Below are 15,428 nucleotides of genomic sequence, written 5' to 3' on the forward strand. Positions count from 1 at the left end.
ACTCGTGCGCTCGGGCGGAGTTCGGGCCACACAACGGTGATTGGGGTCGTGTCGCCAGAACCCGCGCTCAATGCCTCTGCAGGAACGACCTGATGTGATTACTGAGTTGCTGCGGCTGGTCCTCGGGGATCAGCGTGTAACTGTCGGCGATCTCCACCAACTCCCCCTCGGGCAGCAGTTCGGCAAGCCGACGACCGTGCGCCGGTGGCATGACCTTGTCCTCGGCCGCCCAGACGACCAGCGCCGGTCGGTGGAATTCGCCCAACCTTGCTGCCCATCCAATGAGTTCGGCCTTCGACGGCACCCCGAGAACGTACTTTCGAAGGTCGCGACGGATCTCCGGGTCGGTCCACAGCGGCCGGAACCACGCGTCCATCACCTCGTGCGGCACCGGCCGCCTGCTCATCCGCCCCCAGGTCATCGGCAGCCGTCGCATCGGCTTCAGCTTCAGCAGCTTGAAGGCGATGTTGAGCCCACCGGGCATCTTGGCAGAGGCGTAGAGATTGGAGCCGGGCAGTCCGGGCGGGAAGTTGTCGAAGGCCTCGCAGGAGGTGATGACGAGCTTCCCGATCCGCTCATCGCGCCCGTCGGCGACGAGGGCCTGTGCCCCGCCCCAGTCGTTCATCACCAGGGTGACCTCGGTGAGGTCGAGCGCATCGAGGAACTCCGCAACCAGCCGGGCCACGCCGAGGATCGACAGGTCGGCGTCCGGCTTCATGGGTCGGCGGTGGCCGCCGAGTGGCAGGGTCGGGACAACACACCGGTGGTCGGAGCGCAGATCGGCGACGACGTGCCGCCACAGCGAGCCGTCCATGGCGACTCCATGCAGCAGGACGACGACGGGCCCGTCACCGCCGGTGTCCTGGTACTCGACCGGACCTGCGGAGAGCTGGACCTGGGACGCTTGTGGTACCGGCGATGTGCGGGACTGTTCAGCCATGCCGTGTGCACTCTCCTCGGTTGCCGACGGGCAGGGTGGCGTGCAGCCCCGAACCTACGCCCGTGGCGTACGCGGGACTGCACGCCTACGCCCTGCGCTCACAACTCGCCCGTGTCCAGGTCCAGATCGAACGGCCCCGGAAGGTGCAACACGGTCCCGAACGGGTGCGGCCCGTCCACCCGCGTGTACCCCGACCCTCCGGGCTCGGCGAACAGGGTGACGCTCCGTTCCACCCGGCCGACAAGCAGTTACAGCAGCGCCCCGTACTCGGCATACCGTTTCCGCTTCACAACCCGGTCCGTTTCCGCATCGGATTCGCTGGTCACCTCGACCACGAGCAGCGTCTGATCGGGCGGCAGCGCACCCGCACCGTTCCCGTCCGCAGCCGGTACGACGGCGATGTCGTGGGCAGGTCTCTCGCCACCGTTAGGATTCTTACAGCGAACGGGTGTTGCCCTTTGGGCGCGGGGCGGGCATCGGCCCTCTCCACCGACAACGCCCGGTCAGCACGTCACATCGGCCAGATCCGAGCAGGTGAACTTCCCATGGGCGACGCCTTCGGTTCCAACAGCCCCCTGCGCCTCGTTGGTCCTCGTGCGTCCCGCAGACCGGTTGCCCCGGACAGTAACGACGGGCCGGGCGGGTCCGATCCGGTGGGATGGTTGCGGAGTCTGGGGGCGCAGGAGCTGCGACGACTCCTCGATGCACGACCCGACGCAGCGGTGGCACCGGACCCGCGGTCGCTCGGCGAGCTCGCGGAGCGCCTGCAGCGCATCGGGTCGGTGGTGGATGCCCTGAACAAGCTGCCGCTCCCTTGTCTGCAGCTGGCCCAGGCGCTTGCGGCCCTGCCGCAGCCGGCCTCCCGCACGGCCTTGGAGACGTTGCTCGGCACGGACGCCCGGGGCATCTCCGCCGCGCTGGACACCCTCACCGCCCATGCCCTCGTCTGGCCGGACCTGGCAGGCCGACTGCACATGGCTCCGGCGCTGCGCGGCGCGTGGGAGTCCCCGCTCGGTCTCGGTCAGGGCGTGGCCGAGCTGTTGGCCGCCGTCCCGTCGGCAGAGCTCGGTAAGACGGCCGCCAGGCTGGGACTCAAGCCCGGTACTCGGCGGCAGGACCGTCTCGACGCAATCGTGGCGCATCACCAGGACCCGCAGATCATGCTTGCCCTTCTGGCCTCGGCACCGCCGAGTGCCAACGCGGCGCTGACCCGGTTCCTCGACCCAGAGGAGTATCACGGAGCCGGCCGGTCGGGGGCCGGCGAACGCTGGCTGCTGGAGCGGGCGCTGATCGTGGTGGACCAGTGGGGGCACGGCCCCGTTCACGTGCCCGCCGAAGTGAGGATCGCGCAGTACGGTCCGGACTGGCACGCCTCGTTCGACTCGCAGCCGCCGAAACCGGCCCTTGCAGCGGTGACCGAGGACGAGATCGAGCGTGAGGCCGCAGCCGCGAGCACCTCCTTCGCCGGCCAGGCCGCGGTACTTCTCGCCCGGTGCGCGGAGCGCCCTGTGGCGGCCCTCAAGTCCGGAGGCGTCGGCGCACGTGAACTGGCCCGTCTGGGCAAGGACAGCGGGTCCGAGGAAGCGGTGGTGCGGCTGGTGCTGGAGTGTGCGTACGCGGCCGGCCTGGTCGAGTACGAGGGCACGGTCCTGGCCGTGACCGATGCTTACGACGTGTGGGCCTCATGGGAGCCCGCGGAACGGCTCGTCCTGCTGCTGCGTGCCTGGTGGCTGCTCGGACTCACCCCGACCGGATCCCGCGACGAGGACGGCAAGGCGCTGCCCGCGGTACGCCGGGCGGCACACTGTACCGGGTGTGCGACGGCACGGCAGGGAGTGCTGGACGCCGCGGCCTCCCTTCCGCCCGGCCATGGCGCGCGGGCGGTTGTCGACCTCGGCTCGTCGGTATCCTGGTTCCGTCCGCTCGCCGACGAACTCCCTTATGATGCCACCCCGTTTGCCTCGGTAACCCGGGAGACCGAACTGCTCGGGACCGTCGCCCGGGGCGCGCTGACCCCGCTGGGCGCGGCCCTGCTGGGCCAGGACCCGGCAGCCCTTCGCGACCACGCCCGACGGCTGCTGCCCGACGCAACCGACCGCGCCCGCATCGGCGCCGACCTCACCGCCGTGGTGACCGGCACTCCAACTGCCCGGCTGGCGACACTCCTGGACTCCCTTGCCGACCGGGAAACCCGGTCGGCCGCCTCGGTCTGGCGGTTCAGCCCTGCATCGCTGCGCCGAGCGCTGGACGCGGGACACACCCCTGACCGGATCGAGGCAGATCTCCGCAAGGTGACGGACGCCGCTCTGCCCCAGGCACTGAGCTACCTGATCACGGACGCAGCCCGACGCCACGGCCGCATCCGGCTCGCCCCGGCCGCCTGTGTCCTGGTCAGCGAGGACACAGCGCTGCTCGTCGAGGTGGCCGCACATCGCGAGCTGACCCACCTGGGGCTGCGTTCCGTCGCCCCGACCGTGCTTCTGTGCCGCGCGGAGCCCGACGCAGCACTGGCAGCCCTGCGCGCTACCGGATACTCGCCGGTGGCAACGGCCGACGACGGATCCGTTCGGGTGGAGCGGCCGGGGCGGCGGCGCGTGTCCCGGCCCGCCGCCGCGACCGTCAGCCCCACCGTGCCTGCATCCCGCAGAAGGCCGCCGGACGCGGGCCGGACCGCCGATCTGGCGGCCCGGCTGCTGGCGGCCCCCGACCATGCGCCGCGGCCGTGCCCCGGTACGGGAGTCCCCTACGGGACCGACACCGAGGAGATCCTGGACAGCAGTACCGATGCGCTGACCCTGGCTGACGTGCGCCAGCTCGCGTACGCCATCGACGAGGGCGAGCCCATCACCATCGAGTACATCGCGGCGTCCGGGGGCCGGACCGTCCGCACCGTGAGCGAACTCGACTTCGATCCGCCCTATCTCTACGGCTACTGCCATCTGCGCCAGGACAACCGGGTATTCACCATCTCCCGCATCCAGGCCGTCCTGCCGGCCTGAGTGCGGAACGCCGCCGCCTCGGTCAGTACAGCAGGTCCAGTTCGGCGCGGACCGTCTTGCCCGGCTGTACGCGGTCCAGCACCGCCCACCGGTCGGCCAGCGCCTCGACCAGGATCAGCCCGTGCCCGTTGCCGGAACCGGGCGTTGGCGCCACCAGCTCCCCCGGCCCCGGCGGGCGCCGCTCGCCCCGGGTGTCCGTGACCTCGATCCGCAGGACGCCGAGCGTGCGTCCGTCGCCCGCAGCGTGGACGATCCTCAACTCGAAGTCCCGGCCCGGCACCCGGCCGTGCGTGACCGCGTTCGCCGCCAGCTCGGCGACGATCAGCGCAGCGGTCTCGGACGCGTCACCGCCGTACGGGACGCCCCAGTCGTTCAGTTGGTGCAGGGCAAGCTTTCGGGCGAGCCGGGCGCCGCGCGGCGTGGAGCTGAATCGCTGCACGAACACACGGACGGTAACGGGAAGCTGGGGGGCCGAGGGTGCATCCATGCGCCCACCGTGTCGGACGTCAGACCCCTCCCACCAGCTCACAAACTCGTACGCTGAGTCGGCGTACGAGTGCAACGGGTCGACAGTACGCGTAACAGTCAGTGACCATAGGTGAGTTGCTGACCGGGAACAGGCGGGCACGGGAGGTGGCCGGGACATGACGGACGGCGCGGGTGGCACGGGCGGCACGGGCGGCACGACGGGTGCGGACGGGGAGCCGGAGCCTTCGGACGGTCTGAAGGCGTTCGGCGAGGTGGTCAAGGTCTTCCGTAAGCGGGCGCGGCTCACGCAGGAGGAGTTCGCCCCCAGGGTGCGGTACTCGGTGCCGACGGTCGCCTCGATCGAACAGGGGCGCCGGTTCCCACCGCCCGCGTTCGTGGACCGGGCGGAGGAGGTATTGGATGCGTTCGGCGTGATCAAGGCTGCGGCGAAGCACTTGTCGCGGCAGCGGGGGTTGGCGAAGTGGTTCCACCACTGGGCGCAGCTTGAGGCAGACGCAGCGATTCTGTACACGTACGAATGTCGTTTGATTCCCGGCCTGTTGCAGACCGAGGCGTACGCGCGAGCAGTGTTCGTGGACCAACTCCCCCCACTGGGGGACGAACAGATCGAGGCTCGGATGGCCGCCCGGGTCGCGCGGATGGCTCTTCTGACGGAGCGGCCGAACACCGCGTACAGCTTCATCCTCGAAGAGCACCTGTTCCTGCGCCGCACCGGTGGAGTCGAGGTGTCCCGCAAGCTGATCCATCACATCCTCCTGCTGGCTCAACTCCGCAACGTGGAAGTGCAGATCATGCCGCTCGTACAGGAAAATCACGCGGGTCTGCACGGACCCATGCAGCTCTTGGAGACCCCGGAGCACAAGTGGTTCGGCTATGGCGAAGGACAGGAGAGCGGCCACTTCCATACCGACCCGGCAGTCGTCAGCACGCTCCAGATGCGTTATGCCAGGATGCGTTCACAGGCTCTCTCCCTGGAGGACTCGATGAGCCTGTTGGAGCGGATGCGAGGAGCAGCATGAGCACCACAGACTTGGCATGGTTCAAGAGCAGCTACAGCAGCGGTTCCGGCGACTCCTGCGTAGAGATCGCTGCCTGCCCCGACACCGTCCACGTCCGGGATTCCAAGAACGAAGAAGGACCACAGCTCACCCTCTCTCCCGCCGCCTGGACCGGCTTCGTCGCCTACGCCGCCCGAGCCTGAGGTTACCTACGGCAGGTACCTCGTCCCGCTGGACCGACCGGCCCGGGACAGTTGCACAGATCACGTTTCGGCAGCGTGCCTGCGGCCCCGCCGCACCTTGATAGCGTCGCTCCCGCGATTGCGGACCGTTCCCCGCCGGGGTCGTCGCCGCGCCCGTACGGCCGGTCCATGACGGACGGCCGACGAGGGCGGGGCGTGCTGACGCACGGGGACGTACGTGGCAAGGACGAAGAGGGCCGACGCATGAGCCTCGCGCAGTTGCACTACACCTCTGCCTCGGCGGGGGAAGACGGGGTCGGCGCACGGTTCACGGCGGTCGGTGGCGGCATACCCACGCCGGTGCTGACCGAGGCGGAGCAGCTGCTCGGTTACGAGCCTCCGGCCGGGGCGCCGTACCGTCCGACCGCCGCTGAACTCCGTTCCTTTCCCGAGACGTTCAGCTTCAGCGCGCTCTCCGACGGCAGCCATCTACTGAGCCGCACCGTGGCACTCGGAGGTTCCGGCGCCGGTCACTTCCACGCGCATGCGGTGCATCTTCCTGCCGGCACGCGCCTGCCGGGCGACGCGCTCCCCATCACGGCGTGGCGGTCGCCGAGGTGGGCATCGACCACGCCCGACGGCGGTACGCCGGACCGCATATCGGCCCTCCCCGCCTCGGCCGCCTTCGGGCAGGAGGCGCTCAACGACTTCGCGGTCTCCCGCAGCCCCTGGCTCGCGACGGTCTTCGCCGATCTGCGCAGGGTGAGCGAGAAACCGTCGTCGGCGCAGATCGTCCTCGTGGAGCGGCAGAGCGCGGACGTGGCCCGGTGGATCGCGCTGGCCGGAGCCGTACTCCCGCCGGAGGACGCACACCGGCTGACGTTCACCACGTACACCCGCCGCCCGGCGCACTCCCCGCACCAGGTGATCGGCGTACTGCCGGACGACGCACACGAGCTGACCGGCCCGGGCTTCCGTGTGCACGCATGCGCCGGCCGCGCTCCGGAGGGGCCGGTGGACGATGCCTGGGCGGAGACGGTGGCCCGGATCTGGCGCAGCCGCGCACCGGAACTGTTCCGGGCAGCTGCCGGGCTGCCCGGCGAACCCTTCGCCGCCGGACCGCTCGCCTTCACCGCACTGCACGCGGGCATCGCGCTCGGCCCCAACGGGCGTGCTGCGGCCGCCGATTGGGCTGCCGAGAGGCCGTACGCGCTGGACGAGCAGCAGGCGCACCGGCTGACCACCGCACTCGCGGCACCGGCCGACGACCGTACCGCCGCCGAGTCGGCGTCGGTCGCCCGGCTGCTGGCGGCGCTCGAAGGACGTGCCCCTGCCACCGCCACGGCACCGCTCGCCGCACTACTGGTGACGGAGGCGGTGCGGCGCAGCGACATCGTGCTCGCGCTCCCGCCACGCTCGGCGTTCGCCGAACCCGCCGCCGTGAAGCAGCTGGCCTCGGATCTCGGTCCGGCCCTGCTCGCCGAGCTCACCTCGGAAACGACGGAATCCACGGTCGGGGAGACCATCGGGCGCCAGGTGCAGCTGCTCCGGATCGCCCGGCTGCTCGACATGGATCTGATGGACCAACTTCCTTCCGTCGCCCGGCACATGGCTCGGACTCTGCTTGCTGCTCCGGCGCCGGACAGCGGCCACGCACTGCTCGATCTCCTGGACGAACAGTTCGACGTCCGCACGGCGCTCCTCGGCGAACTCGACCAACTCGCCCTGACCGCCCCCTCCGCCGCCGAAGAACTCCTCACCCGCGTCGCCCTCCCCTTCACCGGCGCGCAGGCACTGCCGCATCTGCGGATGTGCGCCGAGGCACCCCGCGCGAAGGAGCAGGGCTCCGACCGCATCATGGCGCTGCACACGGTGCTGCGAGCCGCCGGGTTCTCGCCCTTCGCCGAGCCGCTGGTACTGCGTACCGCCGTCGGCCTGATCTGGGGCGATGCCACCCCGACGGCGGGCGAGGCACGGCTCCTCCTCGGCGAGTCCGGCTCCGACTCCCACCGGACGGCCGGTACGTGGTCACACCTCGTCGCCGCCGCACTCTCCGCGCCTTCCGACGACGCTGAGGCCGCCGAACTCGCCCACGATCTGCTGCGCTGCTTCCCCCAGGAGATCGACGCACGGGGCCGCGGTGCACTGCAGCTGCTGGAGTTCGCCCGCGACATCAGGTCCGGCGAGTCGGCGCCCGGCTGGCCCGACCGAGCAAAGGCTCTGCGCGCCCGCGCCGAGCCGGTGGAACCCACTGTGCTGGAGCACGCCTACGGCACCCTTGCGCACAGCCTGCTCGCGCCGGACCGCCCTGAGGCGGAGCTGTACGCATTCGTGCACAGCGACGACCCGGATCTGATCGCGGCCTACGGCAGGGCCGCCCGCCACGACACCGTCCTGGCCCGACTGCGGGCCGAACCGGCGTACGTGGCCGACTGTTTCACCGTCTGGACCTCCCACCCGCACGCGGGCCGGGCCTGGAGCGAAACCGGGGCCGCACTGCTGGAGGAGGTGCTGCGTCCCGTGGTACGCGACCTGTCGGGCAGCGAGATCGCGGCGGTGGAGAAGGCCGCCGAACACACGGGCAGCAGCCGCACAGCGGAGGCGTTCCGGGCCTGGCGCCGCCGGCCAGGCACCCTCGGCAGGCGACTGGGAAGCCGGCTGGCGGCACGGGTGCGACGGTTCTAGCCGGGTCCCGGCCTCGCTGCGGATCCCCGGCTACCCCTCGTCGTCCTCGTCGTCCTCGTCGGAGTCGCCCAGTACGTCGGAGAGGTGCTGGACAATGGGGTTGCCCAGCTCGTCTTCGGTGGTGAACAGTCCGTGCACGGCGCCCATCGGATAGATGGCCTCCTCCGTGTCCTCTCCGGGCAACCCCACGCAGGGGTCGTCGATGACCCCTGACGGATCCGCCTCCCCGAACAGGGACGGCAGTTCGGCGCCCTTCACGGCGAACGGCTCGAACTTCCACACCGCTCCCTGGGTGCGGCAGACCACTTCCCCGATGTACCAGCACGCCCCCTGAAGAAATGCGTCGCGTCGCGCGGTGAGGGTCTCAGCGTCGCTGTCGTACCGGCTGCGGATGAGATCTTCCAGCGCGTCCAGGGACCGGGGGGAGAAGTCCCATGCCTCGGGGGTGCTGGTGGCCTCGGCCCAGTGCTCGAAGCCCTGGGCGCGTTCGGTCAGCCACGCCGACAGGTCGGGGTGGGTCTGCGGGTCGATGCTGTGGTCTGCGCGATCAGCCATGCCGCCCACTGTAGACAGCCACTCGGACAGTGGAATGAACTGTCCTTCCTGTCACACCAGTTGACACGCCGAACCTCAACAACCCGTTGTATCAGCCGGCACATGAAGCTCTAGGGTGTGGGGCTGGACGGTGGCAAGCACGGGGGCCCCACCGTCCAACTCCATGTCCCATGAGCCCCCCACAGGGACAGACACACGTGAGTACCTCCATACGATCACGCTTACGGCTCCGGCTGGCCGCCTGCTTCGCCACGGCAGCCGCAGCCGGACTCATCGTCACCGGCCTGCCCGCCCTACAGGGCACGGCCGACGCCGCACCGGGCAAGATCCGCTGCGACGAGAAGTTCCTCGGCCGCAAATACAACATGGACGAGGCCCGCGGCATCCAGGGCAAGAACACCCCTTACAGCCAGAACCCCGAGAACACCTGGGGCGACTACTTCTTCGACAACCCCTCCCACGCCTTCGACGGGATGCCCACGCCGGACCAGGCCAAGCTGAACGCCGCCGGCAAGACCGACGCGGACGTCCAGAAGTGGAAGAAGAAGTACGCCCAGACCGGTGACCCGCAGTACCGGGCCCTGGAGATCTACGCCCGCTTCCACAAGCAGCTCATCGGCAACGGCCCTCGGAAGATGAAGGACTTCCGCCTCTGGATCGACCAGAGGGTCATCGGCAACGAGGCCAACCAGCGCAAGGGCGACGGCTTCGAATCCCGCGTCGTCAAGCAGTTCAAGCTCGTCGGACCGGACTGGATCTGCCAGAAGGAAGTGCCGGTCTTCGACAAGAACGGCAAGGCGGTCATCAACCCCAGGACCGGTGAGCAGGCGGTCCGCAAGTACGACGCCTACAACGCCAAGACCAAAGAGTTCGTCGAGTTCAAGTCCAACGGCAAGCACATCGCCGAACAGCTCCGCTGGGACAAGCACGTCCTGCGCAACAAGGAGTACGCCGACCACAAGCTCCGCCTGATCACCGGCGACGAGACCACCGGCAACACCAAACGCCAGTACGCGTCCCTGAACCGGCAGCTCCAGAGCGAACGCGGCTCGAACCTCCCCCAGGCCACCATCCGCGAGCAGCGTGCCAACGGCCATGCCCGCTGGAAGCCGAACAAGTACACCCGCTACGACAAGGTCTTCAACCCCGACCCGCGCCGCGCCGGCTCCTACGGCCCGCTGCACGACGACGTGTGGCGCTCGGCGAAGACCCCTGAGCAGGCACGCAAGCTCCAGCACCAGTACAACCAGGTCAACACCCGTGGCGGCTTCGGACGGCCCGGGGGCATCGACTTCTCCACCCTGGAGCTTCAGTACGTCGGCAACCCGACCAAGGGCAAGGGTCTCGACTACTCCTTCAAGGCCGACATGGTCGAGGACGAGGACAAGAACCCCGGCTGGGGCGGTGAGCAGCGCCTCCAGCTCTCCTCCGATGCGATGTTCGCCTGGCTCGCGCTGACGCCGGACAAGTTCTGGGTCAACCTCAACCCGGACCAGCCCGACAAGATCATGGACAAGACGTTCGGGAAGACCGACGCCGGACGTGTCCTGCTTCAGGCCGACCTGGAGATGAAGCACGACTACGCGCGTGACATGGACCCGCGCAGCGGCATCGGCAAGCAGTACTGGGATGCCATGACGGCCGCGAACATCCCCTGCGGGCACCAGATCCGGCTGTGGATCGTACCCAAGACCGCCAAGGTCCGCGCCGACAACAACGGCCTGTACATCCTGGACGCGCCGCTGAAGGTCAACGCCGAACCCCAGAAGGTCAACTACCCCAGCCCCAACGGCAAGTGCGACCTGACCGAGGCCCAGATCGACACCTCACAGCGCCTGGTCGAGCAGTACGTGATCCCCGACGTCGAGAAGAAGGTCAACAGCGGGAGCGCGTACGCCGACCTGCGCCGCGTCTACAACGCCCGCGTCGCGGCCGAGTACGTCCGCACCCAGGACAAGGACCACGTCACCGACTTCCGGCCCATCATCAACAGCAACGACGTGGCCCGGTGGCCGCTGCGGGGCAAGGCCAGGACCTGGACCCCGAAGCAGACGTGGGACGACTACATGAAGTCGTACACGCAGGGCGACTACAGCTACCCCTGCCAGGTCGACGGCCAGAACAAGACCTGCATCATGGGCGGCGTCGACTTCTCCAAGGCCCCGAAGCGCAACATCTCCAAGGTGGAGTTCAAGCTCCAGCACCCCAGGACGGACACCACCACCAAGACCTCCAGGACCACCACGGTCACCTACCGCAACAGCAACACCGTCATGTTCGGCGGCTCCAGCTCCGGCCAGGTCGACAACGGCGGCGGGGGCAACACCCCGGGCCCGAAGCCGACCGACACGGGCAAACCCACCGGCAAGCCGACCCACACGCCCACCACCCCGGCACCGGAACCTTCCGACAGCCACACCCCCGCCCCCACCGGCGCTCCGAAGGACCCGGACGGCGACCTCGCCGACACCGGCTCCGACACCCCCATCGGTCCGATCGCCTCACTCGCCGCGGCACTCGCCGTCGGCGGAGCGGGCCTGACCTGGTGGATGCGCCGCCGTAGGGCTGCCGGCAGCTAGGGGTCACACCCCACGCCGGGACGCGCACAGCACAGGCCCCGCCCCCTCCATCCAGGAGAGGGCGGGGCCTTCCTCCTGGCCGGCTCAGTGGTGTCGGCAGCTGTCCGGTCACGGTTGGTGGTCGGCGGTGCGCCATCTCTGTGAGGGCCGATCGTTGACCCCGGGCCCAATTCGGTTGGCAGCAGCGCGCCCATGCCGTGAACTTCAGCCCATGACATTCACAACTGAGGTACGACGCACGGCGATTGTCACCGGCGCGGCACGCGGCATCGGTGCCGCGGTGGCCAGGCGGCTGGCCCATGACGGCCTGGCGGTCGGCGTGATCGACCTGGACGAGGCGGACTGCGCAGGGACGGTGGAGGCCATCAGGAGCGACGGCGGGTCGGCGGTGGCGGTCGCCGCCGATGTCGCGGACGAGGCCGCGGTGACCGCCGCCGTCGCCCGGGTCACCACCGAGCTGGGTCCGCCGACAGTGCTGGTCAACAACGCCGGTGTCGGTCCCCGTGCCGACCTCGTGGAGATGACCACGGAGCAGTGGGACACGGTCCTGGGGGTCAATCTGCGCGGCCCGTTCTTCTTCACCCGGGCCGTCACCCCACACATGATCGCGGCCGGCTGGGGGCGGATCGTCACCATGTCGAGCATCTCCGCGGTCGGCGACGCCGCGCGTGTCGACTACGCCAGCGCGAAGGCGGGTCTGCTCGGCTTCACCAAGTCGCTCGCCCTGCAGCTCGGCCGGCACGGCATCACGGCCAACGCCATCGCCCCGGGCTTCGTGGTGAGCGACATGACCAGGACCTCGGCCCGCCGGCTGGGTCTCGGCTTCGAGGAGTTCCAGCGCAACGCGGCGCAGTCCATTCCGGTCGGGCGAGTGGGTCAGCCGGAGGACATCGCCCATACGGCGTCCTACCTCGTGAGCCCCGGGGCGGGGTTCGTCTCCGGCCAGGTGATCTACGTGGCGGGCGGGCCGGTGGACTGAGACGGCCGGGCGTGTGTCACGCGCCGCCCGGGGCGCCGGGTACCGTGGGACGTACCGATTTCGTGGGCCTCCTGGCGGGCTGCGTATACCCAGGAGGAGCTCATGACGACGAACCGCGGACGCAAGGACGTCATCCGCGACCGGATGGCCGCCACCGGCGAGTCGTACAACGTCGCCGCCCGCAATCTCAAGGCGATGAAGGACATGGGCGCCACCCGTGACGCCGTCCTCACCCAGCGCTGGCACCCGGCGGACTCGCTCGATGTGCCGTGCCCCTGCGGCGGGACCTGCGAGCCGGGCGAGACGTGCGAACGCTGTCACGCCCGGCACCGGCACGTGGCGCGCTACCCCGGCAGCGTCACCGACGTGGAGACGTGGGCGGACCGGTACGACTGCCTGGGCTGCTCCTCCTCGTACACGCTGACCGTCGTCCTGCGCGGCCGCCCCTGGGGCGTCGCCGAGACAGTGGTTCAGGGCGGGGCGGCGGAGCCGGTGGTCAGGGCGCGGGTGTTCCCCGGCGTCGCCCACCCCCTGCTGCGCCCCGAGACCTCCGAGGACGACTGACCGGCTGCGGGCGGATGCGCCCCGCGGCCGGGCGTCGCGTCAGCTCTCGTCCGGCGCCAGGCGCAGCGAGATCGAGTTGATGCAGTACCGCTGGTCGGTCGGCGTGGGGTACCCCTCGCCCTCGAAGACGTGCCCCAGGTGCGAGCCGCAGCGCGCGCACCGCACCTCGGTCCGGACCATGCCGAGGCTGCGGTCCTGGATCAGCTCGACCGCGTCCGTGTCCTTCGGATCGTAGAAGGACGGCCAGCCGCAGTGCGACTCGAACTTCGTGTCCGAGCGGAACAGCTCGGCGCCACACGCCCGGCACGAGTAGACGCCGGCCGTCTTGGTGTCGGTGTACTCACCGACGAAGGCCGGTTCGGTGCCGGCCTGGCGCAGGACCGCGTACTCCGCGGGCGTCAGCTCCGCCCGCCATTCCTCGTCCGGCTTCTCGATGTCGTACGACACGGTGGCTCCCTCAGCTCGACAGGTGGTCCAGGATCTGCGGGCCGAGGTCCGTGACGTCGCCCGCGCCCATCGTGAGAACGAGGTCACCGGGCTTCGCCATTCCCGCGACGACCTCGGGGACCGCCGCCTTGTCGTGGACGGCGGTGACGTCGGCGCCGGCCGCCTTCGCCGCGTCGATGATCAGGGTGCTGGTGACGCCCGGGATCGGGTCCTCACGGGCCGGGTAGATGTCCAGGACCACGGAGGCGTCGGCGAGGGCGAGGGCCTGGCCCATCTCCGTACCGAGCTCCTGGGTGCGGGAGAAGAGGTGCGGCTGGAAGACGACCAGGAGGCGCGCGTCGGAAGCGGCGCCGCGCATCGCTTCGAGGTCGGCGGTCATCTCCGTCGGGTGGTGCGCGTACGAGTCGATGACCTGGACGCCCGCCGCCTCGCCCTTGAGCTGGAGGCGGCGCTTGACCCCGGTGTACTTGCCGAGCGCGGAGGCCAGGTTGTGGGCCGGGATGCCCAGTGCGACACCGGCGGCCAGGGCGGCGACCGCGTTGTGGGCGTAGTGGCTGCCCGGGACGGAGACCGTGAACGTGAGGAACTTGCCGTTCAGGACGACCGTGACTTCGCTGGTCAGACCGCGCGGGGTGATCTTGTGGACGCGTACGTCGGCGGTCTCGGACTCGCCGTACGTGACGATGTTGAGGGAGGAGAGGTCGCGTACGCGCCTCGTCAGCTCGACCGCGCCGGACTGGTCCGCGGAGACGACCAGGGTGCCACCGGGGACGATCTTCCCGACGAACGTCTCGAAGGAGTCGTAGATCTCGTCCATCGAGGCGTAATTCGCGTGGTGGTCCAGCTCCACGTTGAGGACGATCGCGACCTCGGGGTCGTACTTCTGGAAGCTGCGGTCGCTCTCGTCGGCCTCGGCGACGAAGATGTCGCCCTCACCGTGCGTCGCGTTGGTGCCGGGCCCCGCCAGGTCGCCGCCGATGGCGTACGACGGGTCGAGGCCCAGCTCGGAGAGGGCGACGGCCAGCATCGACGTGGTGGTCGTCTTGCCGTGGGTGCCGGCGACGGCGATGGCGCGCAGGCCCTGCATCAGCGAGGCGAGCGCGTCCGATCGGTGCACGACCGGGATCGACAGCTCGGCGGCGCGCAGCAGCTCCGGGTTGTCGGCGCGGATGGCACTGGAGACGACCACGCAGGACGCGTCGTCCGCCAGATGACCGGCGGCGTGCCCGATGTGGACGGTCACGCCCAGTGCCCGCAGGGCCTCGGCCGTGCCGGACTCCTTGGCGTCGCTGCCCGCGACCTTCGCGCCGCGCCGGGCGAGGATCTTCGCGATGCCCGACATTCCGGCGCCGCCGATGCCGATGAAGTGCGGTCGTTCCATGGCGGCAGGAATACCGGGTGCCATGCGCGTATCTCCCAAAAGTTGTGGTGCGACGCCCCCAGCCTATTCGCTGTGCGCGAAGAGTTTGAGCACAGGTACGCCGACCTTGTGCCGGGCCCTGGACGCCCAGTCACGGTGGAAGAACTCCTCCACGTAGTGCGGGGCGGTCAGCACGATGACCTCGTCGGCCCCCGCCTCGTCGACCACGGATTTCAGCTTGTCCAGCGGGTGGTCCTCGACCACCTGTCCGACCGCTTCGGAGCCCGCCTTGCGCAGCGCGGCGAGCGAGACCTCGAGGGCCAGCTCGGCGGACTGCCTGGCGTCCTTGCCCTCGGGCTCCCCGAGCTCGCGGGCCGCTTCCTTCAGCTCGCCGATCGCCACGTCGTCGATGGCGCGCAGCAGTACGTCGGCCTGGTCACCGCGCGGCTGCATCAGTACGACGAACGAGGTCCCCTCGTCCCCGTGGAGGGTGGTGACGAACTCGACGTCCTCGGAAGTGAGGGGCTTCTCGATCATCAAAACGCTGGTGAACACCACAGGCGCCCTTCTGTTCCATCGACCGTCGCAGGCCGCTGCCGAAACCGTCCTTCCCCGTGCCGGCACGGGGACTGCGAGAGCTATTGTGCCCAC

General features: G+C 69.8%; 13 protein-coding genes and 1 pseudogene. 7 read left to right on the forward strand and 7 right to left on the reverse strand.

Features of this window, described 5'->3' with window-relative positions:
• Positions 1–67: 67 nt before the first annotated feature.
• Both OHA88_RS14105 and OHA88_RS14110 read right to left on the reverse strand, forming a co-directional pair.
• Entirely contained in the window at positions 68–940 is an 873-nt protein-coding gene (locus tag OHA88_RS14105) for an alpha/beta fold hydrolase (protein ID WP_328625777.1), read from the reverse strand.
• A 98-nt stretch (positions 941–1,038) separates the two neighbouring features.
• Positions 1,039–1,377, reverse strand: a pseudogene (locus OHA88_RS14110) (Uma2 family endonuclease); the annotation flags it as partial.
• 216 nt (positions 1,378–1,593) lie between these two features.
• Between OHA88_RS14110 and OHA88_RS14115 the strand changes: the two are divergent.
• A complete protein-coding gene (locus OHA88_RS14115) occupies positions 1,594–3,939 on the forward strand; it encodes a helicase-associated domain-containing protein (RefSeq protein ID WP_328625778.1) in 2,346 nt (781 codons plus the stop codon).
• A gap of 22 nt (positions 3,940–3,961) precedes the next feature.
• Here the strand turns inward: OHA88_RS14115 and OHA88_RS14120 are convergent, their stop codons facing one another.
• Positions 3,962–4,426 (reverse strand): ATP-binding protein, encoded by a 465-nt coding sequence (locus tag OHA88_RS14120; RefSeq protein WP_328625779.1) that lies wholly within the window; start codon positions 4,424–4,426, stop codon positions 3,962–3,964.
• Between the two features lie 157 nt (positions 4,427–4,583).
• Here OHA88_RS14120 and OHA88_RS14125 point away from each other — a divergent pair, with 157 nt between their 5' ends.
• From OHA88_RS14125 to OHA88_RS14135, 3 genes are all read left to right on the forward strand, one after another.
• Positions 4,584–5,447 (forward strand): helix-turn-helix domain-containing protein, encoded by an 864-nt coding sequence (locus tag OHA88_RS14125; protein WP_328625780.1) that lies wholly within the window; start codon positions 4,584–4,586, stop codon positions 5,445–5,447.
• Positions 5,444–5,629: a DUF397 domain-containing protein gene (locus OHA88_RS14130; protein ID WP_328625781.1), complete on the forward strand. Its 186-nt coding sequence runs from the start codon at positions 5,444–5,446 to the stop codon at positions 5,627–5,629. The genes OHA88_RS14125 and OHA88_RS14130 overlap by 4 nt, the downstream gene beginning before the upstream one ends.
• Before the next feature lie 243 nt (positions 5,630–5,872).
• Positions 5,873–8,293: a GTPase-associated protein 1-related protein gene (locus tag OHA88_RS14135; protein ID WP_328629687.1), complete on the forward strand. Its 2,421-nt coding sequence runs from the start codon at positions 5,873–5,875 to the stop codon at positions 8,291–8,293.
• 30 nt (positions 8,294–8,323) lie between these two features.
• Here OHA88_RS14135 and OHA88_RS14140 read toward each other — a convergent pair whose 3' ends face one another.
• The gene (locus OHA88_RS14140) at positions 8,324–8,848 is read right to left on the reverse strand and encodes a hypothetical protein (protein WP_328625782.1); all 525 of its coding nucleotides are present in this window, start codon (positions 8,846–8,848) and stop codon (positions 8,324–8,326) included.
• Positions 8,849–9,045: 197 nt separating this feature from the next.
• On the opposite strand from OHA88_RS14140, the gene OHA88_RS14145 reads away from it, so the two are divergent.
• The 3 genes from OHA88_RS14145 (at position 9,046) to OHA88_RS14155 (ending at position 12,970) form a co-directional block, all read left to right on the forward strand.
• Entirely contained in the window at positions 9,046–11,427 is a 2,382-nt protein-coding gene (locus tag OHA88_RS14145) for a hypothetical protein (RefSeq protein WP_328625783.1), read from the forward strand.
• 211 nt (positions 11,428–11,638) lie between these two features.
• A complete protein-coding gene (locus OHA88_RS14150) occupies positions 11,639–12,406 on the forward strand; it encodes an SDR family NAD(P)-dependent oxidoreductase (RefSeq protein WP_328625784.1) in 768 nt (255 codons plus the stop codon).
• Positions 12,407–12,508: 102 nt separating this feature from the next.
• Positions 12,509–12,970, forward strand: coding sequence for a hypothetical protein (locus OHA88_RS14155; RefSeq protein ID WP_328625785.1), 462 nt, complete (start codon positions 12,509–12,511; stop codon positions 12,968–12,970).
• A 39-nt stretch (positions 12,971–13,009) separates the two neighbouring features.
• Here the strand turns inward: OHA88_RS14155 and msrB are convergent, their stop codons facing one another.
• The 3 genes from msrB to OHA88_RS14170 are packed head-to-tail and all read right to left on the reverse strand — an operon-like array spanning position 13,010 to position 15,314.
• Positions 13,010–13,417: a peptide-methionine (R)-S-oxide reductase MsrB gene (msrB, locus tag OHA88_RS14160; RefSeq protein ID WP_030979272.1), complete on the reverse strand. Its 408-nt coding sequence runs from the start codon at positions 13,415–13,417 to the stop codon at positions 13,010–13,012.
• A 10-nt stretch (positions 13,418–13,427) separates the two neighbouring features.
• Positions 13,428–14,822, reverse strand: a complete 1,395-nt coding sequence (murC, locus tag OHA88_RS14165) for a UDP-N-acetylmuramate--L-alanine ligase (RefSeq protein WP_328625786.1) — start codon at positions 14,820–14,822, stop codon at positions 13,428–13,430.
• Positions 14,823–14,861: 39 nt separating this feature from the next.
• Complete coding sequence (locus OHA88_RS14170) at positions 14,862–15,314, reverse strand: indole-3-glycerol phosphate synthase (RefSeq protein WP_267000628.1); 453 nt, start codon at positions 15,312–15,314, stop codon at positions 14,862–14,864.
• Positions 15,315–15,428: the final 114 nt, after the last annotated feature.

The sequence above is a fragment of the Streptomyces sp. NBC_00353 genome (assembly GCF_036108815.1).
Taxonomy (GTDB): Bacteria; Actinomycetota; Actinomycetes; order Streptomycetales; family Streptomycetaceae; genus Streptomyces.